This is a genomic window from Rufibacter hautae, from assembly GCF_008271695.1.
Lineage (GTDB): Bacteria > Bacteroidota > Bacteroidia > Cytophagales > Hymenobacteraceae > Nibribacter > Nibribacter hautae.
This window is the reverse complement of sequence record NZ_VKKY01000003.1, coordinates 754,620-779,941: the sequence shown is the minus strand read 5'-3', so window position 1 is coordinate 779,941 and position 25,322 is coordinate 754,620. Positions and strand designations below refer to the sequence as shown.

Sequence of the window (25,322 nt, the reverse complement as noted above, 5' to 3'; positions counted from 1 at the left end):
TTTCAGGCCAGGCTGTAAATACCTACATTTTCAGGATTAACACTAATAAGTTTATGAAGAGGATTATCTTTTTGCTGGCCTTGGCCTTCACTACTTTCACAAGCCAGGCTCAAGCCCCAACGGTTACTCCCGAGGCCCGCGCCAAGGCCATGACCAGCACCATGACCCAGCACCTGAAGCTGAACCCGGCCCAGGTGAATAAGGTGACGGCCATTAACCTTACCAGCATCCAGCAACTGGAGCAGGCCAAGAAGGACCACAAAAACAATCCGCGCCAGCTCAAAGCCACCATGGATCTCATCAGCGCTACCCGCCTGGAGTCTTTGAAAGGCGTACTTTCCGTGACGCAATTCCAGCAGTACCAGCAACAGCGCGAGCGCAAACTGGGCATCCCGTCGCAGGCCGGCACCGGAGGGGTTCCAGAGCAATACAGCAACTAAATAGTTTACTGGCCTTTCGGCTGATAAAGAGTAAATCAAGTCGCCCCGGTTTTGGGCCTGTTTTTGGAGAAACAGGCCCAAAACCGGGGCGATCTATTTATCAGGAAAATAGGCTAAATATTTCTGCTGAAGCGGTATGGAAAATGGGAGGTTTGGGCATCGTTTCTTAAATTCAATCTTCCACAAAAACGTCAGCGCGCCCATGAAATTCATTGGATTAGGAATGTTCCTGGTAGGTTTGGTTTCCCTGTTGGTGGCCACATTTGGGGCAAACCACTTCTTGCTTCTCTGGGCCGATAACTGGGGCCGGCCGCTGGGCTGGGCCATCAGGGCGGCATTCACCACCTTTGGGTACGTGCTCTATTACCTCCATCGGCATGATGACTGATACGGCTGTTTAGAAGCTGTTTTGGGTAAAATGGGCCTAAAATGCATCGGCACCGCCTTGTGCAGACGGTGCCGATGGTGCTGAGTAATGAGCCCTTGGGCAGTTTACATTTCAAGCAAGCCCAGCAGGATGAACACCAGACCTACGATGGCCGCCAGTGCCCCCACCAAGCCCAACCCTGGGATGATAGACAGCAAAGCACCAGCCACCAACAGAATCAGACCGATTTTGATGTATTGGTTAATGGCGTTGGCTTTCTTCACGGCTTTGGCTTCGCGCATGATCTTTTTGGTGGCCATTTTCACGTCCTTTTTGGTTTTAGCCGAGGCCAGGTCGTTGGCTAGTGATTTCACGTGCGGGTTTGCTTCCAAAGCAGAGGCAACCGCAGCAGAAGTCAGGGGCGCGGTGCGGGCCACTTCTCTGGAGGCTACCGGTTTAGCCGCGTTGGCTTCCAGGGCCGGGGCAGGCTTTGTGTTGATTGGTGCTACAGGAGCGGTGGCCTCAGCAGGTTCTGCCTGGGCAACAACTGCCTCCTCTGCAGGGGCCACGGTTTCTGCCGGTGCGGCCGTTGCAGGCGCGGCTTTATGATACGTAGTAGCAGGCGCGCTAAAATCATAGTATTGGCCAGAAGAACAACCAATCATGAGCTGGCTAGCCACACCGCATACTAAAAGAGACAGTAAAGATTTGATTTTCATAGTGTAAGGAGGTTAAAAGTGTATGGTTTAAAGGGTAAACAAAAAGAACCTACCTGCCAGACTAGCCCAAGTAGGTTTCAAAGGCTAACTTCGCAGTACGTAGACTAACGCCGCAAGTTCACCATTCATTTTACAATGGAAAGCCTGCAAATGTTTTTCGCCTGAAAATCAGGAGGAAAAAATTCCAGGAGGACCTGCTCCGCTCCCGGAAAGAGGCCTGAACAGCTTTTGGGCTACGTTGACTTACCTTAGCCAGAGACAGCCAATTTGCGCAAAATCATCCACATAGACATGGACGCCTTCTTCGCCTCGGTGGAGCAGCGCGACAATCCGGCTTTGCGCGGCAAACCGGTGGCGGTGGGCGGTACCAAGGCGCGGGGTGTGGTAGCGGCGGCCAGCTATGAGGCGCGGCAGTTTGGCGTCTATTCGGCCATGCCCTCACAGGTGGCCCTCAGGAAATGCCCGCACCTGATCATGGTGCCCACGCGCTTTGAGGTGTACCAACAGGTCTCCCGGCAGATCAGGGAGATCTTTCTGCGCTACACCGACTTGGTGGAGCCGCTTTCCCTGGACGAGGCGTACCTGGATGTAACGGAAAACAAGTTCGGGCTGCGGTCTGCTATGCTCATCGCGCAGCGGATCAAAAACGAGATTCTGCAGGAGACGCGGCTTACGGCCTCGGCGGGTGTGTCATTCAATAAATTTCTGGCCAAGGTGGCCTCGGGCAAAAACAAACCCAATGGCTTGACGGTGGTGCTGCCAGATGAGGCTGAGGCCTTTGTGGAGGCGCTGCCCATTGAGAAGTTCTACGGCATAGGAGATGTGACCGCCGCCAAGATGAAGCAACTGGGCATCCACTCCGGCGCCGACCTGAAAAACCGTTCCGAGATGGACCTTCGCCGCCATTTCGGGAAATCAGGTTCCTATTTTTACCAGATTGCCCGCGCGCAGGACGACAGGCCCGTGGAACCCAACCGCATCCGGAAGAGCATCGGCTCGGAGCGCACCTTCGGGCAGGACCTGGAGACCGAGGAAGAAATGCTGCCCGAGCTGCAGCGCCTGGCCGAGGAAGTGGCCTATGACCTCCACCGGCTGGAGGCCTCGGGCAAGACCATCACCCTCAAGCTCAAGTACCACGATTTCACGAACAACACCCGCAGCAAGACCTTTTTCTCCTCGGTACGCGCCGAGGAAGTGCTCCTGGACATTGCCCTGGATCTGCTCCGCACACCCGCGTTTCCCAATAAACCCGTCCGGCTGCTGGGCATTACCGTCTCCAACCTCAACTACGGCAAGCACCAGGGCGGTCAGTTGTCTTTTCCGTTTTAAGTGGACGGTAGATAGATGCTAGATATAAGATTCTAGACTCTAATCAGGAATTGATTACTTGCAGCAGCGGGGGATTACTTACTTTCACCTGTCTATTGTCTTGTACCTACTATCTAGTGTCACTTATGGATGCCGCTGCCGACTACATTGAAATGAACCGCCATGCCTGGAACCTGCGCACGGGCGTGCACAAAGACTCCGCCTTTTATGACCTGGTTTCCTTTAAACAGGGCAAAAACAGCCTGAACCCGCTGGAACTGGAAGCGCTGGGCGATGTACAGGGCAAAAAGCTCCTGCACCTGCAATGCCACTTCGGGCAGGACACGCTTTCCTGGGCCCGGCTGGGTGCTAGCGCCACCGGCGTTGATTTATCTGATGCCGCCATCGCGCTGGCGCGGCAACTCAATGAGGAACTAGGGCTGGACGCGGAGTTTGTGTGCTGCAACGTATATGACTTGCCACAGCACCTGGAAGGCCATTTTGATATTGTGTTTACTTCCTACGGTGTCATCGGCTGGCTGCCGGATATGGAGAAGTGGGCCCGAGTAGTGGCGCACTTCCTGAAACCTGGCGGCACGTTCTTCCTGGCGGAGTTCCACCCGGCCGTCTGGATGTTTGACAATGCATTCACCCGCCTGCAGTACTCCTACTTCAATAACGGCGGACCTATTATTGAGGAGTCCTCGGGCACCTACACAGACCGTGACGCCCCTATTCATTACACAGAATACTCCTGGAACCATGCTTTGAGTGAGGTCTTAGGTTCCTTGCTTCACCAGAATCTGCAACTTTTGGAAATACAGGAACTGCCTTACTCCTACTACAACTGCTTCGCGAACATGGTACAGGGCCCCGACGGTTTCTGGCGAATCAAAGGCATGGATGACAAACTGCCCCTGATGTACAGCCTGAAGATGGTGAAGGAATCTTAGATATTGCAGCAAAAAGGGAGACTCCAGTGAAGTCTCCCTTTTTGCTGCAAATGAAATACCTTTGCCTTAGTTTACTTTAAAAGAGTTAAGAATTTGATGCGCCGTCTGTTGCCACGTGCTTCGCTCTTTCTCCAGACAATTAAAGGTGGCCAGAAACAGTTTCCCGTTCACATCTGTGAAGAACATGAGGTTGTATACCTCTTGGTCTGCGGCAGGTGTAACCAACTCAAGGTAACCTACCTTTCTTCCGTTAATCACCTTAACTCCACTGCTGACCCACTTGGCGGTAGGAAAGGAAGTCTTAAAGCTATTGATCATACTTTGCTTAAATGCTTCCATTTGCCCTTGGGCCGCCTGGGTAGAAAGGTAGTTAAACGCCACATTGGTTTTGGCTGAACTATCGGTGTACGCCATGGTAGGCCGCCGCTCTGAGGGATACTTCAGCTTGAGAAGTTCCTCGGTCATTTCGCCAAACGCCGCCGGGACCAAGATTTCTACTTTTTTGTTGAGGAGCTGCTTTTTCTCCAAGGAGATATCTTGGGCATGGACAGAGACACTTAACAGACCCATCACGAAAACTAAAGCAATCAGTAAACTTCTGTTCATTTTAAAAGGCTTCATCAAAAGGAAAGGGTTAAAAAATCTCGTGCAGCTCGCGCTTCAGGAATTGGATGGAAGGGGCGGTAGGGTCTACCTCGTTGTGCAGGATGGTCTCCAGCACGCGTTTGGCCAGCTCGGTACCCCGGCTTTTGTCCTGCAGGTTCTGGTACGCTTGGTTGATCATAGAGACCACGTCTTCTTTGGCTTTCTTCACCTGCTGCCAGGCGGCCTCGCTCATGTACAGTTGTTGGGAAAGGTTGTGCGTGTACTCGGCCCGGATTTCCTGCAGCAGTTGGGCCTGGAAATCGGCGGCGGTCAACCCCGAGGGACTCACCCTTAGAAGTAAGTTACTGGGCGTGATGCGCTCCAGAAACAGAATGATGCGCTCATAGGCCTGCAACCTGATGGGCAGAATGGTCTCACTGTTCTTCAGCCGGATGTCCAGCACCTTTTTGCGGTAGTCGCGCTCCAGGTAGCGTTGGGTTAACAGGTACATGGCGCCGCCCACCACAAAGGCCGGCAGCGAGCCCAATAAAACTAAAAGTACAATGGAGGAAGTGTCTGTGGTCATGGTTTTCTGGTAGTGGCTTCGGTTCCTGCGGTTTGGGTCAGAAACAAGCCAGCGTCATGTAGAACATATATTGGCAGAGTAAATATCGGGAAAAAATTGATGTGGTGGCCGCTGAATCATTTTCCGGGTTTTTCGGTTACCCATAGTATAGCGCCGAAGCGTAGAAACAGCTTAGTTTTTAGTAACTTTACAGCGCAAAACCCACTTCTATGGAAAGCACGACTATAAAAAAAGCCCCAATTTCACTCACTGAGCGTGCCCTGCACGAGGTGAAAGTGATTATGAAAGATAAGAACGTACCCGAAGAATACGGTTTACGGATTGGCGTACAAGGCGGTGGCTGCTCTGGCATGTCTTACCTGCTAGGCTTTGACAAAGCCAAAGATGCCGATGAGATTTACGAACTGGACGGCGTGCAGCTGATCATGGACAAAAAACACGGCATGTATGTGATGGGCATGGAAGTAGATTTCCAGGATGGCCTGAATGCCCGTGGATTTGTCTTCAACAACCCGCAAGCCAAAAGCACCTGCGGTTGCGGCAGCTCTTTCTCCGCCTAACATTTCCCGCTCCAACTTCTCAAAAGACCTGCTTTTTAGCAGGTCTTTTTTTGTGCCTTATTTTTGGGAAACGGCTTAAAAACAAAGGAGCAAACCAGAACGTTCTAGCCATTTCTCCACTTCTTCGTTATTGGCCTATTTCTGAAAAACCAGTCTGAAAACAGCCTGAATAGCACATCAGCATATTATAAAATCAGCACATTAATAGGTCTTCGTCATGGTTTCCGGCACCGCCAGCACATAGTCGGCGCGTTTTTCATGTTCCTGGCTTAGCTTATCCAGCTGCGGTTGCAAGACAGTGCTGATGGTCATGATTTTTAGCTCGGGGCGGAGGCGGTGGAGGTACCAGACAATGCCTTCGTAGTGGTCTGAGTGGTAAGCGCCGTTGAGGTGAAACAAGCGCTGGCCAGGCTGTAAGTTTTTGCTGATGAAATGGGCCATGGTGGCGTCTTTAAGGGCTTGCGCTTCCACAATCTGCGTCGAGGCCGCCGAGGTGCCGTGCGAATCCCCGAACATGCTGAGCATCCGTTTGTAGGCAGGAAGTTCTAGGTCCACGGTGATGGGCAAAGGCGCGAGCCATTGTTTTTCGCCGGCAGGTAATGCCTCCAATCCTTTCAGGCTTTCCCGAGCCACGATGCGAGCCGATCTGCGGGGCGCGTTGGTGGCAATTACCTTGATGGAATTAACTTTGGCGAACTGCAGGGTGGGTTTGTAGTCGGTGGCGTAGTTGGGCCAGGCGCGACTGATTTCCGTGAATTTGGGTTCTTCCAATTGCCCCAACAGGAAGGAATCTACAGCACCTTGGGTGTCGGTTTCCCACATCTCGGCGCCCAGCACCAGTTGTTTTCCGTGTGTTCGGTAAAGGTCTTTGGTAAGTTCCAACTCCAGCCAATGCGCGATGGGATCATTGTGCTGCTCGCCAAAAAACACCACATCGGCGGAAGCCAGCTCTTTGAGCATTCTCTCGTACTTCACCGCCTTGCCGTTGCCCTGGAACAGACGATACGCAGGTTTATCCATGGTAAAAGAGGAAAGGAACACAAGGGAGACCAACAGCAACAAAATCTTTTTCATGTTTCAGAGCAGTTTTCCGGAAATCAAGCTGAAAGGGTAATTAATTGTTAGTTGTCAGTTGTTGGTTAGGGAATAAAAATGGTTGTACGATGGATTTTCTAATTACCTGTATTCTGCGTGTTTTCAGAAAACAAACTAAAAACAATAAAAACCAGAAACTAACAACTGAAAACTGACAACTGGCAATTAATAACCGATCCTAGCCCTTGTAGAAGAGCCATTTAGACAACTCGCGGTAGTTTACTTTTTTGCCGTACATGAGAATGCCCACGCGGTAGATACGGGCGGCCACCCAGATGGTCCCGATAAAGCCCGCTATCAGGAAGAACATGGACAGCAGCAGCTCCCAGGTAGGCACCCCGAAGGGCATGCGCAGCATCATGACTACCGGCGAGGTGAACGGCACCATGGACATCCAGAAGGCCACCGGTCCGTTGGGGTTCTTCACGATGATGGTCTGCGCCACGATGAACGACAGAATGAGCGGCACCGTGATGGGCAGCATGAACTGCTGGCTATCGGTCTCGGAGTCTACAGCAGCACCCACCGCGCCAAACAAAGCGCCGTAGAGCAGATATCCGCCCAAAAAGTAAAACAGGAAACTCCCGATGAGCAAGGGAAGATTCAGGTTCTGAGCGGCGCTCACCACCTCATGGATTTCTTGCGCCTGCTGCACCTCCCGCTCATTTCCCATGCCTTGCATGGTTTGGTTTATCTGCGCATCGGAGAAACGCTTCAGGTCAAACCGGGCAGATACGCCCCCACCAATGGCCGAGGTAAGCACAATCCACAGCACAAACTGGGTGAGCCCTACCGCCGCAATGCCTAGGATCTTCCCAGCCATGAGTTGAAAAGGCTTTACCGAGGACACCATCACCTCCAGAATACGGCTGGTTTTCTCTTCAATCACGCCCCGCATGATTTGAGCCCCATAAATGAAAATGAACAGGTAAATGAGGAATGCGCCAATGAACCCAACACCGGTAGTCACCTCCACATCGCTGCTCTTCTCCCCATCGGCGCTTAGGTTCACCGTCCGGATGCTCACGGGGGTTTTGATTTTCTCCAGCACGCGCTGGTCAATGCCGGAATTGGCGAATTTCACTTCCTCCAGTTCTTCCCTCACCCTCTTCTCCAGGTTTGACTTCATAGCCAGGCTGGTGCTTTTCTGGGAGAACAACTGAATGCCCTGCGGCTTGTCCAGGTTCAGTTTAGGGATGTAGAGTAAAGCGGCATCCTCAGATTCAAGGTAAGCGGCCTTGGCGGTTTCCACCGGACCGGGTACGTTGATGAACTTCAACTCCTCCGTAGAAGTAAATTTACCTTTGAGGTAGCCGCTCTCATCCAGCACCTGCACCACTTTGGTGTCGTCAGACATGGTGGCCAGCCAGATGGGCACAATCATGACCAAGGCCATCAACAGGGGCCCCAGGATGGTCATCACAATAAAGCTTTTCTTGCGCACGCGCACCAGGTACTCGCGCTGAAACACCAGCCAGATTTTATCCATGGGTTTACTTCTGGGTTACGGTTTTAATGAAAATGTCATGTATACTGGGGATCTTCTCCTGAAAGCCGTGCACCTCCACTCGGTCGGTGAGATAGCGCAGCAGTTGGTTTGGCCCGATTTGCGGCTCCAACTGCACCTCGGCTTGGAACTGGTCGCCCTGTTGGGCCTGCGTCAGCACCTTGAAGTCTGGCGACATGATGAGCAGTTTGCCGGTGCCTTCCACGTGGTAAGTATGGCTCCGGTACCTGGATTTAACTTCTCGCACGCTGCCCTCCATCACTTTCTCTGAGTTGTTGATCAAAACGATGTAGTCGCACATCTGCTCCACCGATTCCATGCGGTGCGTGGAGAAAATGACGGTGCAGCCCTGGTCCCGGAGTTTCAGGATCTCATCGCGGATGATGTTGGCGTTCACCGGATCAAAACCAGAGAAAGGCTCGTCCAGGATGAGCAACTTGGGCTCGTGCAGCACCGTGGCGATGAACTGCACTTTCTGCTGCATGCCTTTGGAAAGGTCTTCCACGTTCTTGTTGAGCCAGGGCTTTAAATCCAACCGATCGGCCCACACTTTGATGCGCTGGGTGGCGTCTCCTTTCTCCAAGCCTCTCAATCTTGCAAGATACACCAACTGCTCCCCCACCTTCATCTTCTTGTACAGGCCGCGTTCCTCCGGCAGATAGCCAATCTGTTGCACGTGATGCGGCTGCAGCGGCTGTCCTTCAAACAGAACACGTCCTTCGTCTGGCGCCGTGATCTGGGTAATGATGCGGATGAGGGAGGTTTTCCCGGCCCCGTTAGGCCCCAGCAGCCCGAAAATACTGCCTTTGGGCACTTCAAAAGACACCTTGTTCAGGGCTTGGTGCGCCTCATAGAGTTTGCTCACGCCCTGGATCTGAAGAATGGGTTGCAAGAGTTTAGCGGTTGGTTCGTCAGGCTAAAGCTAAGGCAAAGCGCTTCGGTTTGCAAGTTGGGTGCAGGGCTGTTTTCAGGGTGTTTTTAAGAAATCAGGTCTAACGTAGCGGCGTTACCCTGTAACGCCGTGGCTCTCCGCAGCAGGCATGTTTCAACAGCAGGACCTACCTTGCCGCAATCCCTGCCTGTGGTGTAGAAAGGGTTGTCTTGTAGGAAGCGCTTTTGTTCCATGGCACCACGTCGTTACGGTGTAACGCCGCTACATTTCTGGGTCGTTTTAGGAAATCAGCCCTAAAACAACAATGCCCGCTTTCCTTTTACAGAAGCGGGCATTGTAACTATTTATTGACTCAGAATTCTGGACTCAAGACTCAGAACTCATTCTATTGAAAGTACTCTTTCATTTTCTCGAAGAAACCCTTCTCGTTCTTGCCGGGGTTCGGGACGAAGTTCTGGGACTCGCGGAGGCGCTCCAGGATTTGGCGTTCCTCTGGGTTCACGTTCTTCGGGGTCCAGACGTTGATGTGGATGAGCTGATCGCCTTTGCCGTAACCGTTGATGTCCGGAATACCTTTTCCGCGCAGGCGCAGGATCTTACCAGACTGGGTTCCCGGATCGATCTTGATCTTCACCTTGCCCTCAATGGTAGGCACTTCCACGCTAGCGCCTAAGGTCGCATCCACGAAGCTCACGTACTGCTCAAACATGACGTTGTTTCCGTCGCGACGCAGGGTTGGATGCTGCTCTTCCTCAATCTGGATCAACAGGTCACCGGGGATACCACCGCGCTCGGGCACGTTTCCTTTGCCGCCCATAGACAGTTGCATGCCATCAGCTACACCAGCCGGTACGTTGATGGAGATCACCTCTTCGCGGAGCTGACGGCCTTCGCCGTGGCAGGCATCACACTTCTGGCTTACAGTTTTACCCTCACCGCTACAAGTAGGGCATGTGCTGGCAGATACCATCTGGCCCAACATGGTGTTCACCACGCGTTTCACCTGACCAGATCCCTGGCAGGTACCGCAAGTATTGAGGGCAGTTCCGTTTTTAGAACCGTTTCCGTCGCAGACGTTGCAGGCCTCGTAACGTTTTACCTTGATTTTCTTCTCAACGCCTTTGGCTACTTCCTCCAGATTCAGCTTCAGCTTTATGCGCAGATTGCTGCCTTTGCGCACGCGTTTGCCGCCGCGCTGTCCCCCGCCTCCGAAGAAGCTCTCGAATCCGCCACCGCCTCCGCCGCCGAAGATGTCGCCGAACTGGGAGAAGATGTCTTCCATGTTCATGCCGCCGCCGAAGCCACCACCGCCGTTCACGCCCTGGTGCCCGAACTGGTCGTAGCGCTGGCGTTTCTGCTCATCGCTCAGCACCTCGTAGGCTTCCGCCGCTTCTTTGAATTTATCCTCGGCCGTAGGATCATCGGGGTTCTTATCGGGGTGAAACTTGATCGCGATCTTGCGGTACGCTTTCTTGATCTCATCCGCCGTGGCCCCTTTGGCTACGCCCAGTATTTCGTAATAATCTCTTTTGGTTGCCATGGCTTCTTATGCTCCAATTACCACCTTGGCAAAGCGAACCACTTTGTCATTGAGGTAATATCCTTTCTCTACTTGGTCAATCACTTTGCCCTTCATTTCGTCAGAAGGGGCCGGAATCTGCGTGATGGCTTCGTGCACATCAGCGTCAAACGGCTGCCCCACGGCGTCCATAGACTTCAGGCCTTTCTGCTGTAATAGGTTCTGGAACTTACTGAACACCAGTTCCACGCCTTCGCGCACGGCGTTCACGTCTTGCGCGTCCTTCATGGCAGCCTGGGCCCGCTCCAGATCATCCAGCACCGGAATCAAAGCGACCATCAGCTCTTGGTTAGCCGTTTTGAACAACTCTAACCGCTCCTTGGAAGTGCGGCGTCTGAAATTGTCAAACTCGGCGTGGAGGCGCAGGTATTTGTCGCGCAGCTCATCGGCTTCTGAGGAACCGCCTTCGCTAGCGGTGGCCTCGCCGTTGGGCTGTTCAGCCTGCTCGGTTGCGGTTGACTCGGTCGCCTCGGTGTTTTCAGGCTGGATATTCTCTTGTTCCTGAGGATTTTGTTCAGCTGCTGTACTCATATGTATTCGTTATCCTTTCAGATGTTTATTCTTCATTTCTAAGTGCCTGACAGGAGGCAACTATTTTGCCAAAACTGTTTTTATGTCATTCTGGCATTTTTGGACAGAAAACGCCCGCTTTCTGCGCCGCAGGTTTGGCAGCTTCTCAGAACTTCGCCCTCCCGGCTGGCAGCAACATTGGCGTTTCAAGCGCCTTTTGGTAAAAACAGGTGCAAAACAGCGGCCAGAGGCTTAGGCAGTATTCAGCGCCTTCCAGATCATGTCTTTCAGTTGCGTGATGTTCTTCATGGTAAGGCTGGAGATGAAGATGGTGGGCAGGTCCTGCGGAAGTGTTTCCCGCATCTCAGCTTCCAGTTCATCGTCAATCATGTCTGATTTGGTGATGGCCAGCAGGCGCTGTTTGTGCAACAGTTCGGGGTTGTAGGTCCGTAGTTCGTTCACCAGAATCTCGTACTCCTCGGCAATGTCCGGGCTTTCAACCGAGATCATGAACAGCAGAATGGAGTTGCGCTCAATGTGCTTCAAGAATCGGATACCCAGTCCTTTTCCTTCCGAGGCGCCTTCAATAATCCCCGGAATATCGGCCATCACGAAGGATTTGTAGTCGCGGTAGGCCACTACGCCCAGGTTAGGCACCAGCGTGGTGAACGGGTAGTTCGCAATCTTCGGCCGGGCGGCCGATACCACCGACAGCAACGTGGATTTCCCGGCGTTGGGGAAACCTACCAGACCTACATCGGCGAGAAGTTTCAGCTCCAGGATGGTCCACTCTTCCAGGCCGGGCTCGCCGGGTTGGGCGTACAGTGGCGTTTGGTTCGTGGGCGATTTGAAATGGGCGTTGCCTAAGCCACCGCGGCCACCGGGCGTGATGATCTCCATCTGTCCGTCTTCGGTGATCTCGGCTTTGATTTCACCGGTCTCCGCGTCGCGGGCAATGGTCCCGATGGGCACTTCCAGAATGACGTCTTTCCCGTAAGCGCCGCTGGAGTGGCTGGGACCGCCGTAACCGCCGTTCTCGGCAATCACGTGTTTCTGGTACTGCAAGTGCAGCAAGGTCCAGAGTTGGGAGTTTCCTTTGAGAATGATGTGCCCTCCCCGGCCGCCGTCACCGCCGTCTGGCCCACCGTGGGCAGTTTTCTTGTCGCGGTGCAAGTGGGCAGAACCGCCTCCGCCGTGCCCCGAGCGGCAGCAGATCTTGACGTAGTCAATAAAGTTGGATGATGACACTGTATTATTGGTAAAGTAAATGCTATGTTAACAAGGAAGCATTCCTTTGCGGGGAATGCTTCCAACGTATTGTATCAAAATGTACGTCTTGCCAGAACAGCAGGATAGCGCCAAAACGTTCCTTTGCCCGGCAGACGGGTATCTTTTACTTGCTGTTGAGCGCCAATTGGCAGGCCCCAATGATCTCGCAGCTCTTAGAGAAAATCTCCTCAATTTCCCCGATGCCGTCTACCGAGTAGAATTTGTTCTGCTGCGCATAGTAGTTAGCCACCGGCGCCGTTTTGCTGTTGTACTCTTGTACCCGTTTCTGGATGAGGGTCTCGTCGGCATCGTCTGGACGGCCTGAGGTTTGGCCGCGGAGCAACAGGCGTTTCACCAATTCCTCTTCAGACACCTGCAAGGCAATCATGCAGCTGATGCTTTGGTCGTATTTGCTCAGCAGCACATCCAAAGCCTCAGCCTGCGGCACGGTGCGCGGAAAACCGTCAAAGATGAACCCAGCAGCGTCGCGGTTGTCCGCGATCTTGGATTCAATCATGCCAATCACCACCTCATCGGGCACCAGCAAACCAGCGTCCATCAGACCTTTCGCCTTCAGGCCCAGTTCGGATCCCCGGGAAATCTCTGAGCGCAGCAAATCACCGGTAGAAAGGTGAATAAGCCCGTATTTTTCAATTAATTTCTGGCTCTGCGTGCCTTTGCCTGCCCCTGGAGGACCGAAGAGTACGATGTTCAGCATGGGTATGGAAATTGTGAGGAAACAAAAGTAAGAATAAAATCTTGGAAATGACAGCTATTCAGCTGGCCGCTACCGCTAGGCTTTCCTGTTTTAGGGCTGATTCTCAGAAAACAAGCCCTAAACAGCCCTTGCCCTTACATCACCTTGTAAATATCGCGCAGGTTGCGGCCCAGGCCGTTGTAGTCTAACCCGTACCCCACCACAAAATCGTTGGCGATGGACATGGCTGGGTATTTAATGTCTAGGTTGTGCTGCAGGCACTCAGGTTTGATGAGCAGCGTGGCCACCTCCACTGAGGCCGGTTCTTTTCCCTGCAACTGCTTTAAAAGATTGGCGATGGTGTGCCCCGTGTCCACGATATCTTCCACAATGACCACATGCCGTCCCTTGATCTCTTCCTTCAGCCCGATGATCTCCTTCACCTGGCCGGTGCTTTGCATGTCCTCGTAGGAAGATAGCTTCACAAACGAGATCTCGCACTCTATGGTCAGCTCTTTCATTAAGTCAGAAGCGAACATGAACGCGCCGTTGAGCACCGACAGAAACAGCGGCTTTTTCCCGCGGTAATCATGGCTTAGCCGGGCAGCCACAATCTCCACGCTATGAAGGATTTTCCGCTCTGGAAGGTAGATACTGAACTGCTTGTCTAGGATTTTTACCGTTGGGTGGTGCATCTGTCTTGAGGATAAGAAGCATCAAATTTGCGCAAAACTGCCCTAAATTAAAAGCAAGTCGCCCTTTTCTGTTGAAAAGGGCGACCGAGGTTTGATCTCAGGCCACAACAGATCAGCGGCTGCTCACCTCCGGGCCTTGCGGGTATTTCGCTGTAGAAGCCAGGTTTGTGTTGCCGTCCAGCTGCCGGGTGCTCTCTAAATCCGGGCGGGTCTCGGGGGCTGGAGGCGTAGTTTCGCGCACGGCTATATGCGGGGCAATCACCAGAGACACAATGGACATGAGCTTAATGAGGATGTTCATGGACGGACCCGAAGTATCTTTGAAGGGGTCACCCACGGTATCACCGGTCACCGAGGCTTTGTGCGGATCTGAGCCTTTGTATTCCATCACGCCGTTCACCAACACGCCTTTCTCGAAGGATTTCTTGGCATTGTCCCAGGCGCCTCCGGCATTGGATTGGAAAAGGGCCATCAAAACGCCCGACACGGTCACCCCGGCCAACACACCGCCTAGAATCTCCGCGCTGGACACTTCCTCAAACGCACCCTTCAAGCCAAACCCGATGACAATGGGCACAATCAGCGCGATGGCACCCGGCAGCATCATTTCCCTGATAGCGGCTTTGGTGGAAATGGCCACGCACTTGTCGTACTCCGGTTTGCCGGTGCCTTCCATAATGCCTGGGATCTCACGGAACTGACGCCGCACTTCCTGCACCATGGCCATGGCCGCCCGACCCACCGCGCTGATGGCCAATGCCGAGAAAACGAACGGAATCATGCCCCCGATAAACAAACCGGCTAGCACCGGCGCTTTATACAAGTCAATGGTAGTGATTCCGGAAATACCCACAAAGGCGGCAAACAAGGCCAACGAGGTCAAAGCCGCAGAAGCAATAGCGAATCCTTTCCCAGTGGCGGCAGTGGTATTGCCCACGGCATCCAAGATATCTGTGCGCTGACGGACTTCTTTGGGCAACTCGCTCATCTCGGCAATTCCCCCGGCGTTATCGGCAATGGGCCCAAAAGCATCAATGGCAAGCTGCATGGCCGTGGTGGCCATCATGCCGGCGGCGGCGATGGCTACGCCGTATAAGCCGGCTACGGAGTAAGAAAATACGATTCCGGCAGCCAAAACAATGATCGGCAAAGCCGTACTCATCATGCCCACGCTCAGCCCGGCAATGATGTTGGTAGCCGCGCCAGTAGAAGATTGCTGCACAATGGTATCTACCGGCCTTTTGCCCATGGCGGTGTAATACTCAGTGATGATGGAAATCAGCGTGCCTACGATAAGCCCGATGATGACGGCGTAGAAAATGCCCATAGAAGTGAACTCATAGCCCCGTAGGCTCAAGGTCTCAGGCATCAACCATTTTATGACGAAATAGGAAGCGATGGCTGTTAGCGCCACTGAAGACCAGTTGCCCATGTTCAGGGCAGCTTGCACGTTTCCACCTTCTTTCACGCGTACAAATAGGGTCCCGATCATGGAGAAGATAATGCCCAAGCCCGCAATGAGCATGGGCAGGATGATGGGCGACAAGCCCCCAAAGTTATCTGTAACCGTAATCTCGCGGCCCAGCACCATGGTAGCCAAAATAGTCGCCACGTAAGACCCGAACAAGTCGGCGCCCATACCAGCCACGTCTCCCACGTTGTCACCCACGTTATCGGCAATGGTAGCGGGGTTTCTGGGGTCATCCTCGGGGATACCGGCTTCTACCTTCCCTACCAGGTCAGCTCCTACGTCGGCCGCTTTTGTGTAGATCCCGCCGCCCACGCGGGCGAACAAGGCAATACTCTCGGCACCCAGGGAGAACCCGGTCAAAACCTCCAGGGCCCTTTCCATTTCCTCGCTGCTGGCCGAAGCGCCGGCACGTTGCACAAACCAATAATAAAAAGCGATAAAGAGCGAACCTAATCCCAGCACGGCCAAACCCGCCACGCCCATGCCCATCACCGATCCGCCGCCAAAAGACACCTCCAGAGCCTTAGACAAGCTGGTCTTGGCGGCCTGGGCTGTCCGGACGTTGGCCTTGGTGGCGATGCGCATGCCAATGAAGCCGGCCAAGGCCGAGAAAATGGCCCCAATCAAAAAGGCCAGTACAATAATGGGCGAGGAATTCTCCCCGGCATAGCCGAGGTAAAGAAGGAAAAGGGAAGCGATGACGGCAAAATACGTGAGCACTTTATACTCTGCCTTCAGGAACGCCATGGCGCCTTCGGCAATGTAGCGGGCAATGGTGCTCATCTTTTCATCGCCGGCATCTTGTTTGGTAACCCACGCCGATTTAATGGCAGTGTACAACAAGGCAACCAGCCCGAAGGCAGGTATTGCGTAGAGAATTGTCTGCATAAAGTAAGGCTTTGTTGGTTAGGTTAGGATTCTGAGCATAGAAGCTCTCTGCAAGCTAATCTTTCTCGCCTAAAAAACAAATATACGGTATACTCTATGCAGGCTCTTTTACAGTTTCTGCATCAGGAGCTTATACAAATCTACCATAGCGTAAATGTCATTCTTATGCACGATTTCATCCGGGGAATGCACATTATCCTCGGGAGCGCCAATAAAGCACCAATCCCAAGGAATATTGCCATAATGCAACTCTTTGCCGTCTGAGCCCCCGGCGCTCTCCACCTCTACCTGGAACGGGATGTTGGCTTCCTGTGCCAGCCGGATGATCTTCTGCACGAAGCTTCTCCTGGGAATGAGGGAATCGCGCAGCGAGATCGCCACCCCCTGGCCGGCGTGCACCCCTTCCGTGACCCAAGTAATGTCTGAGATTAAGGCCTGGACCACCTCGTAGGTCTCATGGATGTATTTGGCCAGGTATCCCACCGATCCGCCGCCAGTCTCCTCCCAGCACCCGAAAGCGATAATACCATCTTCCAGCGTCTCGGCTACCTGCAAAGCATTCCACACTCCTAGGCGGTTGTCTAAGTAGCAGCACTGCACGATTTCCTCGGTTTCCCGAAAATCAGGCTTAAAAACCAATTCCGTGCCTCGCTCTATCTCCCGCTCGAAGTCATAGTGCAACTCTCTTTCCTCCTCGTCCACCACCAGCGTACAGGAAATCTTCCCCTGGCTGTCCTCTCCTACCAGTTCAAAACCAGTTTCAAGACTTGGACCACCAATCCGGATGAGTTGCCTACCGTAACGCACCATAAACCCGATGGAATCAATATGGGCGAAAATCACAGTCCGCGGCTTCCCGAACACCAGCAGAAGACAATCCTGAAAACCTTCCCCGTGGATGACCTGCGGTTTCACCTTCCATTTCGCCTGATTTTCCTGCACATAGTTGAGCAGAAATTCCTTCATCTTCACTTCGTTCCCAGACGGAGCATGGATTTGGCAGAGGTCACGCAATAATTGCATAGTTGTTCGTTTTTTCAAAAGTAGCAGATTTCTTTCTCAGGCTGCTGAGGTAATCTAAATTTTTGGCTTACGCGCAAAAGCCCAAAGAAAGTACCTGAGGTTACATTTTCGCTCCTCTTTGCTTTGTATACTGGCTTGGAATAGGGTCGCAAGGCGCTTACCCGTTCTTCTTTTCACGCACTAAAAGAAAAACGGGTAAGCGCATCGGGGATTTTTGACTTATTTTTGTAAAAACAAACCCAAAACAGCCTCTGTATTACTACGTAAATTGAACCCTACAGAAGCCAGTGCATGTTGTGGGAGGGCTATACCACCTCCTTACCCCGCACCCCTCTGATGAGCTTGTCGCGTTTTAGGAAGTTTAAAAATTTGATGAAAAAGACCCTTTTCTTATTTCTTCTTCTCTTCAGCTTTATCCAAGCCAAGGCCCAGGTAATAGACTCCACGAAACAGATAGACCAGAAACTGCTGGACTCTCTGCAAGCGAGCATCATTCTGGATTCGGTGGATGTTTTGCCCCAAGCCCTGAACATCAAAGGCTGGCTCTTATTGAACGAGAGCATCATGAATGAGTTAGGAGGCGCTGTGGACAACATGTACAATTTCAAGTTTGAAACCGCTGAGAAGCAGTTCAAATCATTGCGCCGTCGGTATCCCAAACACCCTATGCCTTATTTCCTCATCGGCCTGAGCCAATGGTGGAAAATGGTGCCCTCTAACATCACCGATACGCGCTTTGACAATTACTTCCTCGCCTACATGGACACCACCATCACCCTGGCCGAGAATCTATACGACAAAGACAAAAACAACCTGGAGGCTGCCTTCTTCCTATCGGCCGCCAATGGCTTCAGTGCCCGACTGCACGCCGAGCGGAAAAACTGGCGCAAAGCAGCCATCACCAGCAACCGCGCCTTGGATTACCTCCAGAAAAGCAAAAAAGCTAATGGCCTCAGTGACGAGTTCCTCTTTGGCGAAGCGCTTTTCAACTACTACTCCATTTGGATACACGAGAATTATCCGCTCCTGCGTCCGGTCCTATACTTCTTTCCCAAAGGCAATAAGAATTTAGGCCTAAAACAGCTGCAACAAGTCGCTTTCAACGGATTCTATACTGGTACCGAGGCAAAGTACTGGTTGATGAAGATTTACGCAAATGATGCCAAAAACGGAGCATCAGCCATGTCCCTGGCGCAATATCTTGCCAGCACCTACCCCGATAACCCGTATTTCCAGCGCTTCTACGCCCGTATGGCTTTCACCGAAGGGAACTTTACTGTGGCAGAGCAGCTTTCAACCCAGATCTTGGACAAGATCAACCGCAAAGTCTTCGGCTACGAAGCCATCAGCGGTCGCTACGCCAGTTTCTATTTGGCTTACATCAACCAATACCGCAACAGAGATTACGCCAAAGCCAAAGGATACTACCAGCAATGTATTAGCTTTGCCGAACAAATCAACGAACAGGAATCCGGTTACTACATTTCTTCTTTTGTCAACCTGGCCAGAATCAGCGACAAAGAGAAAAACGTACGGCAAGCAAGGCAGTATTATGAGGTTGTTATGAAGTTAGCAGACTCAAAATCTGACGCGGAGAAAGAAGCTAAGGCTTACTTAAGGAAGAACAGGAAAGTGAAATAGCACTACCTAGAAATTAAAATTTAAAACAAAGATCTAAGCCGCGTATTCTTATTTATAGAATTAAAATTTTCGTGGTTGGCATTCGTGTTCTTTTTCAAAACTTGCAGAGTCACATTTAAAAACACCAGAATCTGCATTTCACATATACTTTACAGCTCTCAAGCTAATTCTTAAATCAAGATAATGACCCAATTTCTTTTTTTTACTGACTATTTACTCCTCCCATTTTATTTACTTTTTGTCATATTTTTAATGAATTTTTATTTTCAAAGGAAGCATGGCAACAATAGTAAATTGAAAAAGCATTTTAATTTGGCTCTATATTTAAAACTTTTTGGTTCTATCTCTATTTCAATGATTTATCAGTATTATTACAGAGGTGCATTTGACGGGATACACTATTTTGAAGGAGCCAAAATGTTAACATCTTATTGGTTTAATTACCCAGATCAATTCTTTACTGTACTCTTTCAGGATCTAAAAACTTTCAACTTAACAAATAAAGCTGGCCTGAGTGGTTCAAGCGTCCACATATTCGCTAATGAATCATTCATGGTAAGTAAGGTTGCTGCAATATTTAATTTGGTTTCTTTCAATTCATTCTTGCCATGCGCTATCTTCTTCTGTATAACAGCCTTTATTGGTTTATGGAACTTTTTTATTTTCATGATACAGGAATTTCAAATTCCAATAAAAACCGCAGCATATTGTTCACTGTATATTCCATCAGTTTTAGTTTGGGGATCTGGAATTTTTAAGGACACCATAACCTTTACCGCTTTATTATGGTTATTTATTTGTGGTTACTATGTTTTTATCAAAAAGAAAAATATTATAAAAAACGCTATTGGAATAGGCATATGCATAATAATAATCTACTTCATCAAGCTTTATATTATCGCCGCCTTTACTCCTTTCTTTATAATATTTGTTATTAATAGCAATAAAAACCAAATCAAAAATGATTTAGTGCGAATATTAAGTACACCTTTCATTTTAATGTTTGGCGCTGCGAGCATGGTTCTTTTTCTTCAGAACGCCGATGAACTATTTGGAAGGTATTCTGTTGACCAAGTATTAGAAACTGCTAGCCAGACAGCTTATTATATAAAAGAGAATAATGCCGGATCAGCTTATAACCTAGAAGTAGATTTCTCCTCACCAACAGGGATACTAATAGCCATCCCTCAAGCAGTTAATATCACCTTATTTCGACCATACCCATGGGAGTACCTAAATCCATTCATCCTTTTCGCATCTATTGAAAGCATGTACTTTCTATATTATACTATATACTTATTTTATAAAATAGGATTTTTTAAAACATTTGGAGTGATTTACAAATCTCCAATTGCGCAATTTGGTCTATTATTTAGTTTAACCTTTGCTTTTATGGTTGGGATTTCTTCTGCTAACTTTGGGTCTTTAGTGAGGTATAAAATTCCTATTATGCCATTTTATTTATTGTTTTTGGCTGTATTATATAAAGAAAAGATATTCAAAGGTATAAAACCTAAAAGACGGAAACTGATTGCTTAATTACCATTTATTTCGCCTTCTACATATTTTCTAAAAGGAAAAGCACAATCTTTATGCTTTTCCTTTTAGAAAATATGTTTTACTTTCCATTAACCTTATTTAATATTCCAACATAGACAGGAGCATTAGATTTGATAGAATAATACTTATCTACACGCTCAACTGCACTTGTGCCAATCAAACGCCTTAGTTCTTCATCCTTCACCAAAGCCCTGATAGCTTGTAGCCATTCTTCAGGTGAATTCACTAAAAAACCCGACACTCCATGCTCAATGACTCTAAAGTTAGCACCAATGGCTGTAGCAATGGTAGGTACACCTAATGCCATATACTGCAGTGCTTTAAGTCCACTTTTCCCTAATACCCATTCCTCATTTGGCAATGGGTAAAGACCAATATCAATTTTAGAAAGATCCTCTACTTCTGTACTTTCATCCCAAGGAATAGCATTCACCTCTACCCCTTCCATTTTGAAATCTTGATCCCCAATAACTAAAAGACTGAAGTCAAATTCAGCTTTAAGCTTTAAGAACACGTCTTTAAGCAAATACACATATTTTGAGGTGCTATGGCTACCGCTCCACCCAAGCGTTATCTTCTTTTTTAAAGTATAATTAGTTCTAGGCAAATAGGCTTTTGTATTAATGGTAGAAGAAATATCAGTGGTTTCAGGATTAAACTGCCGTACAAACTGATCCAAATGTGGAGTACAGGTTATAATATGATCTGCCTCTTTCATTAAATAAATAGGCTTATTACCAAATTTAATAAGATTGATAAGAGGATTAGATTTACTCTTTGGTTTGAGGAATATAAGGTCGTCTATATCATAAATTAATCGTTTAGAAAATTTTCTAAAAAGCCATTCAAAGATAGGTGGACCAATAGGAGTTACCCACAAGTGAACATAAACCACATCATACCTATGTAATGTAAAAAGATCTTTTAACCTTCTAAAGTAAGCTAGGACGGTAAATAAAATCTTCTTTAACGTATTGCCAGGTTTGTAAACTATACTCCAAAATTGATTATCTATAAATGAACTAGTGGTTATATCATAGCCCGCTTCTTTGATATAAGGATAATATTGCTCATATTTCAATCGTTGACTAGGGGCTTTTCCATAAGGATACGGCGCAACAAAAAGGATCTTCAAAATATTAATTACTATTTAAAGACTGATAAACTTTATTATAAGAATCAATTCCACATTCCAAGGAAAATCTCAATGAACTTTCTCGAATATGATTATTACCTTCATTTATCTTAGGAAGAACCTTTGATAGAACCGAGTCATACTCTTCATTTGTAAATGACTTAACTACTGCAGAATTATTCAAGTCTAACCTTAGAATATCATCAACATCTCCAATCTTTGTATTACCTATAACAGGAACATTCATGGCAAGCAACTCAGCTAATTTAGTAGGAGAGCATGCTTGCTTGGCAAAGGATGGGATAATAAAGAACAATGACAGGTTAGACAAAGCGATCAAGTAAGGCACCTCATTTTTGGTGCCTCTTTTGACTATAATTTTTTCTGGTGCTATTCCTTTCCTTGTAGCTGCCTCAACCGCAAGATGATGGTCATTATTGGCTACAATTAAAAACTTTGCATCTGGCTTTTTCTGCAACAGGGTTCTAAAAACATCCATCATTTCATCTGTCAGATAAGCAGGCCCTAAACTGCCCAGGTAATTTAAAATAAACTCATTACCTATTATCCCCAACGATTGACGCATATTTTCCAAAGCCTGAGGATCTAGATTACTCCTGTCATACACATCAAAGTCAGCACAGCAAGGAATCACAGAAATGGGAGATTTAATTTTCATGCCTTCCTTCTTCCAACCTTGTAAAACCAATTTACCTGCTTCTGTAAGACTGATGATATGGCTGGATTCTTCTAGGAATTCTTTTTCTTTCTTTTTAAAATATTTGTACACAGACTTATGCAGAAAATTGTTTTCTACATCAAACCGCTTAATTTCACGACCTGCATCTGGCCAGAAATCTCGCATATCAAAGATAAACTTTATCCCTTGTGTACGCTTAAAATGTAAACCTATTAATGAAGCCATATAGCTTCTACAATGAAGAAGTTCTATTTTATTCTTTTGAATCAACTCCTTAGCACGTTTTCGCATATGAAGAATATCATACATTGAAGACAATACAGGAGGACTCTTATGATAGGTGACAAAATGCCATTCAACGCCTGCCTCAGCAAACTTCATTTTGTATTTATCTATAATATCAGCACGATCTATCTTTTCAGCGCTTAAAAGAGTTATTTGATGCCCTTTTTTTCCAAGCCCAATCAAGTATGGGGCAACCTGAGACTGACCAATGTGATCAGTGATACCATCATAGGTTATGTATAAAACATTCATGTTATTCCAATACAAGTAAAAACAATTTTAAAAAATCAACCCAGTAAAACTAAAATACAGAACTGATCACCTATTAGACTCAAAAAGGGAGTCAATGGTCTGAAACCAAAGGTGCTTGATTTTATCAACTGAGAAATCTAATGACCTTTCTTTAGCATTGTGCCCCAACTTTACCCTTTTTTCTTCATTCTTCAACAAGAGAGAAATTGTCTCCTGCCAAACCTGTAAGGCAGATAAGTCATTAGATTCCGGGATAGGCATTAAATAACCATATTTGGTTTCTTCCGCATTAACTCTTTTAGGGTCATGAGGCGTATAGGCCTCAAGAATTACATGAGGGCCACCTGTTGGACAATCACTGCTGATGATTGGAAGTCCGGTGTGCATCGCCTCTACCAAAACCAAAGGAAGACCCTCTGTTTTAGAAGGGAATACAAAAACATCAGAAGACTCCAAAACAGGGAACGGATTAACAAATCCAGTAAAGATTAAATCCGCATTTCTTTCATCAAGTACATCCGAAACAATCAAATCCAACTCACCTGCTTTTTTTATTAACGATTCCTTCATAGGCCCATTGCCAATAAGAACCAACTGCAGTTTCACAAATTCCTTTTTTAATTTTTTAAGAATAATCAAAAGAGGCTCCAAATTTTTACCTTCATGAAGCCTTCCTACATTAACAAGCCTCCTAAGTTCCTTAGCTGTTCGATTGTCTTTATTTCCCGATGGTGGAAAGGCAATAAAATTATTTATATACTTTACCTTAATTCTAGGTAAGTTGAAAAGATCTGTTAACTCTTTTTCCAAAGAAGAATTAACAGCAATAATTTTATCAAATCTGCTGTAAACCCATTCCCCTAATCTTCGGAGTTTAAGCAAAAGTCGGCTTTGTGGATTACCAACAATACTTGAATGGCCAATAGAAATTATTTTGTCCTTCCCTTTTGACAAAGCATTAACTAAATCAGCACCCCATAAATTGCTAATGGTCACATCAATCTTGTGTTTCTTTTTGAGTTCTTTTAATCTAGCAATTTTTTGTGGATAGCCTTTCAACTTGCTAAGGAGAGACCTTTCATTAGGTGAGTTTAAAGAAAGAATTACATTAGAATCATTCTTGAAGACGTGTGGTTCACCAAAGGCATTAAAAGAACACTCAAATACATTATATTTTTCTGCCAATATTCTGCCCAATTCATACACCATTTTCTGTGTACCACCTTCATCAGCAAAGGTTGGAACAAGCAAAAGAACATTTTTTTTTTCAAATATCATTCAATTACAAATTTATGCTCTTCTTAGCCATTTTAAAACAACACTTCTAGTTACCTATCTATATGAGGTAAAATTCTTCAAGAGCATCCATATATTTATCTTTTCTAAAAACTTGACTGTATTGAAAACCTTTATGTGCCATGTCCTTAAGAAGCGACCTATCATAAAAAAGTTTGATAATAACATTCGACAAATCTTTAGAATCAAAAGGATTAAAAAATAAAGCATTACCCTTGGTAACTTCTCTAAGAACAGGAATATCAGAAACAACAACTGGTAAACCTACAGCCATAGCTTCCACCACGGCAATTCCAAATCCTTCATAAGCTGAAGAAAGGACATAGCCATCATAGTTAGATAATCTAGTGGCCACATCAGAAACAGCACCTATAAACCTAATATTGTCCACTGAAAGAGTTTTGGCTTTATCTTTCAAAGAGGACAAAAGAGGACCTTTACCAAAAACATCTAGACTCACCTTATCACTACCTAATCTTGCATTGATTAAGGAAAACGCTTCAATGAGAATTTCATAATTTTTTTGAGGTTTTAGGTTACCTACAGAAACTAAGCTAAGCTTTCCTGTTCCTGGCTCATAACTTTTATAATTTTTAAAAAATACATCTTCGATATAATTATACAGCACAAAGGTATTACTCTTTGCGCCTATATATTTTTCAACATCACGTTTAACTTCACCTGAAACACATAAAATTTTAACTCTTTTATTAAAAGTATATTTATCCAGCAACATAGAGTAATAGGGATAATTAGCTCCATTTGGACTATACAATACATTATGATAAGAATTTAATAAAAGGATATTATTAGGTGTTACCAATCTTGAAAGTATGCAAGAATAATATAAATGTGCATGTACTACATCAATCTTAAATTCTTTAATAATGCCTTTAATTTTTCTTACAGTAGTTGGAATAGAATGAACCCATTTAAAATTCATGCATATAACAGTTATTCCAATGAGTTCCTCGGAAAAGTCATTATCAGGTTTTAAACTAATTATAATATGTTCAAACTGAGGTAAAGAATTTACTACTCCGACTAATAAAGTTTCTGCTCCACCTCTACCCAAGGAATCTATGATGTGCAAAATTCTTTTTCTTGTTTCCATATAGAAGGAAAAATTAACCTTTCAAAGTTTCAAAACCTAATTTTTAATCGTCCAAGCTTTATAATTTCATTCAAACCATCTTACAACCCCAATTACCAACTTTGACAAACCCTCTGCTGAAAGTCTGTTTAAATGAAAACCAAGGAAGGGGTAATAGCATAATAGAATAATAAAAAACCAAAACCAAGGTAATAG

Annotated in this window: 24 protein-coding genes; 7 read left to right on the top strand and 17 right to left on the bottom strand. The window is 47.5% G+C overall.

Annotated elements, in window-relative coordinates:
- Positions 1-53: 53 nt before the first annotated feature.
- Together FOA19_RS19680 and FOA19_RS19675 are read left to right on the top strand one after the other, a co-directional pair.
- Positions 54-440, top strand: coding sequence for a hypothetical protein (locus FOA19_RS19680; RefSeq protein ID WP_149092548.1), 387 nt, complete (start codon positions 54-56; stop codon positions 438-440).
- Between the two features lie 202 nt (positions 441-642).
- The gene (locus FOA19_RS19675) at positions 643-828 is read left to right on the top strand and encodes a hypothetical protein (RefSeq protein ID WP_149092547.1); all 186 of its coding nucleotides are present in this window, start codon (positions 643-645) and stop codon (positions 826-828) included.
- 104 nt (positions 829-932) lie between these two features.
- Here the strand turns inward: FOA19_RS19675 and FOA19_RS19670 are convergent, their stop codons facing one another.
- Positions 933-1,526 (bottom strand): hypothetical protein, encoded by a 594-nt coding sequence (locus FOA19_RS19670; protein WP_149092546.1) that lies wholly within the window; start codon positions 1,524-1,526, stop codon positions 933-935.
- Between the two features lie 267 nt (positions 1,527-1,793).
- Here FOA19_RS19670 and dinB point away from each other — a divergent pair, with 267 nt between their 5' ends.
- Both dinB and FOA19_RS19660 read left to right on the top strand, forming a co-directional pair.
- Positions 1,794-2,855, top strand: coding sequence for a DNA polymerase IV (dinB, locus tag FOA19_RS19665; protein WP_190300479.1), 1,062 nt, complete (start codon positions 1,794-1,796; stop codon positions 2,853-2,855).
- A 125-nt stretch (positions 2,856-2,980) separates the two neighbouring features.
- Positions 2,981-3,787, top strand: a complete 807-nt coding sequence (locus tag FOA19_RS19660) for a class I SAM-dependent methyltransferase (RefSeq protein ID WP_149092545.1) — start codon at positions 2,981-2,983, stop codon at positions 3,785-3,787.
- A gap of 66 nt (positions 3,788-3,853) precedes the next feature.
- Here the strand turns inward: FOA19_RS19660 and FOA19_RS19655 are convergent, their stop codons facing one another.
- The gene (locus FOA19_RS19655; protein WP_149092544.1) at positions 3,854-4,393 is read right to left on the bottom strand and encodes a hypothetical protein; all 540 of its coding nucleotides are present in this window, start codon (positions 4,391-4,393) and stop codon (positions 3,854-3,856) included.
- 28 nt (positions 4,394-4,421) lie between these two features.
- The gene (locus FOA19_RS19650) at positions 4,422-4,958 is read right to left on the bottom strand and encodes a DUF7935 family protein (protein ID WP_149092543.1); all 537 of its coding nucleotides are present in this window, start codon (positions 4,956-4,958) and stop codon (positions 4,422-4,424) included.
- Between the two features lie 209 nt (positions 4,959-5,167).
- Here FOA19_RS19650 and FOA19_RS19645 point away from each other — a divergent pair, with 209 nt between their 5' ends.
- Positions 5,168-5,518 carry a HesB/IscA family protein gene (locus FOA19_RS19645; RefSeq protein ID WP_149092542.1) on the top strand — a complete coding sequence of 117 codons (351 nt, stop codon included), beginning with the start codon at positions 5,168-5,170 and terminating at the stop codon, positions 5,516-5,518.
- A gap of 201 nt (positions 5,519-5,719) precedes the next feature.
- Here FOA19_RS19645 and FOA19_RS19640 read toward each other — a convergent pair whose 3' ends face one another.
- The 10 genes from FOA19_RS19640 to FOA19_RS19595 all read right to left on the bottom strand — a co-directional run bounded on the left by FOA19_RS19640 (position 5,720) and on the right by FOA19_RS19595 (position 17,144).
- The gene (locus tag FOA19_RS19640) at positions 5,720-6,592 is read right to left on the bottom strand and encodes a ChaN family lipoprotein (protein ID WP_149092541.1); all 873 of its coding nucleotides are present in this window, start codon (positions 6,590-6,592) and stop codon (positions 5,720-5,722) included.
- A gap of 199 nt (positions 6,593-6,791) precedes the next feature.
- Entirely contained in the window at positions 6,792-8,102 is a 1,311-nt protein-coding gene (locus FOA19_RS19635) for an ABC transporter permease (RefSeq protein WP_149092540.1), read from the bottom strand.
- Positions 8,103-8,106: 4 nt separating this feature from the next.
- Entirely contained in the window at positions 8,107-9,012 is a 906-nt protein-coding gene (locus FOA19_RS19630) for an ABC transporter ATP-binding protein (RefSeq protein WP_149092539.1), read from the bottom strand.
- Between the two features lie 385 nt (positions 9,013-9,397).
- Positions 9,398-10,552 (bottom strand): molecular chaperone DnaJ, encoded by a 1,155-nt coding sequence (gene dnaJ, locus FOA19_RS19625; protein WP_149092538.1) that lies wholly within the window; start codon positions 10,550-10,552, stop codon positions 9,398-9,400.
- A 6-nt stretch (positions 10,553-10,558) separates the two neighbouring features.
- On the bottom strand, positions 10,559-11,122 hold the full coding sequence (locus tag FOA19_RS19620; protein ID WP_149092537.1) for a nucleotide exchange factor GrpE: 564 nt from the start codon (positions 11,120-11,122) through the stop codon (positions 10,559-10,561).
- A 231-nt stretch (positions 11,123-11,353) separates the two neighbouring features.
- Positions 11,354-12,349, bottom strand: coding sequence for a GTPase ObgE (obgE, locus tag FOA19_RS19615; RefSeq protein WP_149092536.1), 996 nt, complete (start codon positions 12,347-12,349; stop codon positions 11,354-11,356).
- A gap of 145 nt (positions 12,350-12,494) precedes the next feature.
- Positions 12,495-13,088 (bottom strand): adenylate kinase, encoded by a 594-nt coding sequence (locus FOA19_RS19610; protein ID WP_149092535.1) that lies wholly within the window; start codon positions 13,086-13,088, stop codon positions 12,495-12,497.
- A gap of 134 nt (positions 13,089-13,222) precedes the next feature.
- Entirely contained in the window at positions 13,223-13,762 is a 540-nt protein-coding gene (gene hpt / locus FOA19_RS19605) for a hypoxanthine phosphoribosyltransferase (protein ID WP_149092534.1), read from the bottom strand.
- 112 nt (positions 13,763-13,874) lie between these two features.
- On the bottom strand, positions 13,875-16,121 hold the full coding sequence (locus FOA19_RS19600; RefSeq protein ID WP_149092533.1) for a sodium-translocating pyrophosphatase: 2,247 nt from the start codon (positions 16,119-16,121) through the stop codon (positions 13,875-13,877).
- Positions 16,122-16,229: 108 nt separating this feature from the next.
- On the bottom strand, positions 16,230-17,144 hold the full coding sequence (locus tag FOA19_RS19595) for a M20/M25/M40 family metallo-hydrolase (protein ID WP_149092532.1): 915 nt from the start codon (positions 17,142-17,144) through the stop codon (positions 16,230-16,232).
- Between the two features lie 372 nt (positions 17,145-17,516).
- Between FOA19_RS19595 and FOA19_RS19590 the strand changes: the two genes are divergently transcribed.
- Positions 17,517-18,785: a tetratricopeptide repeat protein gene (locus tag FOA19_RS19590; RefSeq protein ID WP_149092531.1), complete on the top strand. Its 1,269-nt coding sequence runs from the start codon at positions 17,517-17,519 to the stop codon at positions 18,783-18,785.
- A 183-nt stretch (positions 18,786-18,968) separates the two neighbouring features.
- Complete coding sequence (locus FOA19_RS19585) at positions 18,969-20,324, top strand: hypothetical protein (RefSeq protein WP_149092530.1); 1,356 nt, start codon at positions 18,969-18,971, stop codon at positions 20,322-20,324.
- 79 nt (positions 20,325-20,403) lie between these two features.
- On the opposite strand, the gene FOA19_RS19580 is transcribed toward FOA19_RS19585, so the two are convergent.
- From FOA19_RS19580 to FOA19_RS19565, 4 genes are all read right to left on the bottom strand, one after another.
- Positions 20,404-21,480 (bottom strand): glycosyltransferase family 4 protein, encoded by a 1,077-nt coding sequence (locus tag FOA19_RS19580; protein WP_223808989.1) that lies wholly within the window; start codon positions 21,478-21,480, stop codon positions 20,404-20,406.
- Between the two features lie 4 nt (positions 21,481-21,484).
- Entirely contained in the window at positions 21,485-22,717 is a 1,233-nt protein-coding gene (locus FOA19_RS19575; RefSeq protein WP_149092528.1) for a glycosyltransferase, read from the bottom strand.
- A gap of 66 nt (positions 22,718-22,783) precedes the next feature.
- Complete coding sequence (locus FOA19_RS19570; protein ID WP_149092527.1) at positions 22,784-23,995, bottom strand: glycosyltransferase; 1,212 nt, start codon at positions 23,993-23,995, stop codon at positions 22,784-22,786.
- Between the two features lie 58 nt (positions 23,996-24,053).
- The gene (locus FOA19_RS19565) at positions 24,054-25,127 is read right to left on the bottom strand and encodes a glycosyltransferase (protein ID WP_149092526.1); all 1,074 of its coding nucleotides are present in this window, start codon (positions 25,125-25,127) and stop codon (positions 24,054-24,056) included.
- Positions 25,128-25,322 lie beyond the last annotated feature (195 nt).

Coding starts and splice junctions, on each gene's coding strand:
- FOA19_RS19680 (WP_149092548.1), top strand. CDS start 54: ATGAAGAGGATTATCTTTTTGCTGGCCTTGGCCTTCACTACTTTCACA.
- FOA19_RS19675 (WP_149092547.1), top strand. CDS start 643: ATGAAATTCATTGGATTAGGAATGTTCCTGGTAGGTTTGGTTTCCCTG.
- FOA19_RS19590 (WP_149092531.1), top strand. CDS start 17,517: ATGAAAAAGACCCTTTTCTTATTTCTTCTTCTCTTCAGCTTTATCCAA.
- dnaJ (WP_149092538.1), bottom strand. CDS start 10,552: ATGGCAACCAAAAGAGATTATTACGAAATACTGGGCGTAGCCAAAGGG.
- hpt (WP_149092534.1), bottom strand. CDS start 13,762: ATGCACCACCCAACGGTAAAAATCCTAGACAAGCAGTTCAGTATCTAC.
- FOA19_RS19640 (WP_149092541.1), bottom strand. CDS start 6,592: ATGAAAAAGATTTTGTTGCTGTTGGTCTCCCTTGTGTTCCTTTCCTCT.
- FOA19_RS19670 (WP_149092546.1), bottom strand. CDS start 1,526: ATGAAAATCAAATCTTTACTGTCTCTTTTAGTATGCGGTGTGGCTAGC.
- FOA19_RS19610 (WP_149092535.1), bottom strand. CDS start 13,088: ATGCTGAACATCGTACTCTTCGGTCCTCCAGGGGCAGGCAAAGGCACG.
- FOA19_RS19650 (WP_149092543.1), bottom strand. CDS start 4,958: ATGACCACAGACACTTCCTCCATTGTACTTTTAGTTTTATTGGGCTCG.
- FOA19_RS19585 (WP_149092530.1), top strand. CDS start 18,969: ATGACCCAATTTCTTTTTTTTACTGACTATTTACTCCTCCCATTTTAT.
- FOA19_RS19575 (WP_149092528.1), bottom strand. CDS start 22,717: ATGAATGTTTTATACATAACCTATGATGGTATCACTGATCACATTGGT.
- FOA19_RS19635 (WP_149092540.1), bottom strand. CDS start 8,102: ATGGATAAAATCTGGCTGGTGTTTCAGCGCGAGTACCTGGTGCGCGTG.
- FOA19_RS19660 (WP_149092545.1), top strand. CDS start 2,981: ATGGATGCCGCTGCCGACTACATTGAAATGAACCGCCATGCCTGGAAC.
- FOA19_RS19645 (WP_149092542.1), top strand. CDS start 5,168: ATGGAAAGCACGACTATAAAAAAAGCCCCAATTTCACTCACTGAGCGT.
- FOA19_RS19620 (WP_149092537.1), bottom strand. CDS start 11,122: ATGAGTACAGCAGCTGAACAAAATCCTCAGGAACAAGAGAATATCCAG.
- FOA19_RS19600 (WP_149092533.1), bottom strand. CDS start 16,121: ATGCAGACAATTCTCTACGCAATACCTGCCTTCGGGCTGGTTGCCTTG.
- FOA19_RS19565 (WP_149092526.1), bottom strand. CDS start 25,127: ATGGAAACAAGAAAAAGAATTTTGCACATCATAGATTCCTTGGGTAGA.
- FOA19_RS19655 (WP_149092544.1), bottom strand. CDS start 4,393: ATGAACAGAAGTTTACTGATTGCTTTAGTTTTCGTGATGGGTCTGTTA.
- FOA19_RS19570 (WP_149092527.1), bottom strand. CDS start 23,995: ATGATATTTGAAAAAAAAAATGTTCTTTTGCTTGTTCCAACCTTTGCT.
- FOA19_RS19595 (WP_149092532.1), bottom strand. CDS start 17,144: ATGCAATTATTGCGTGACCTCTGCCAAATCCATGCTCCGTCTGGGAAC.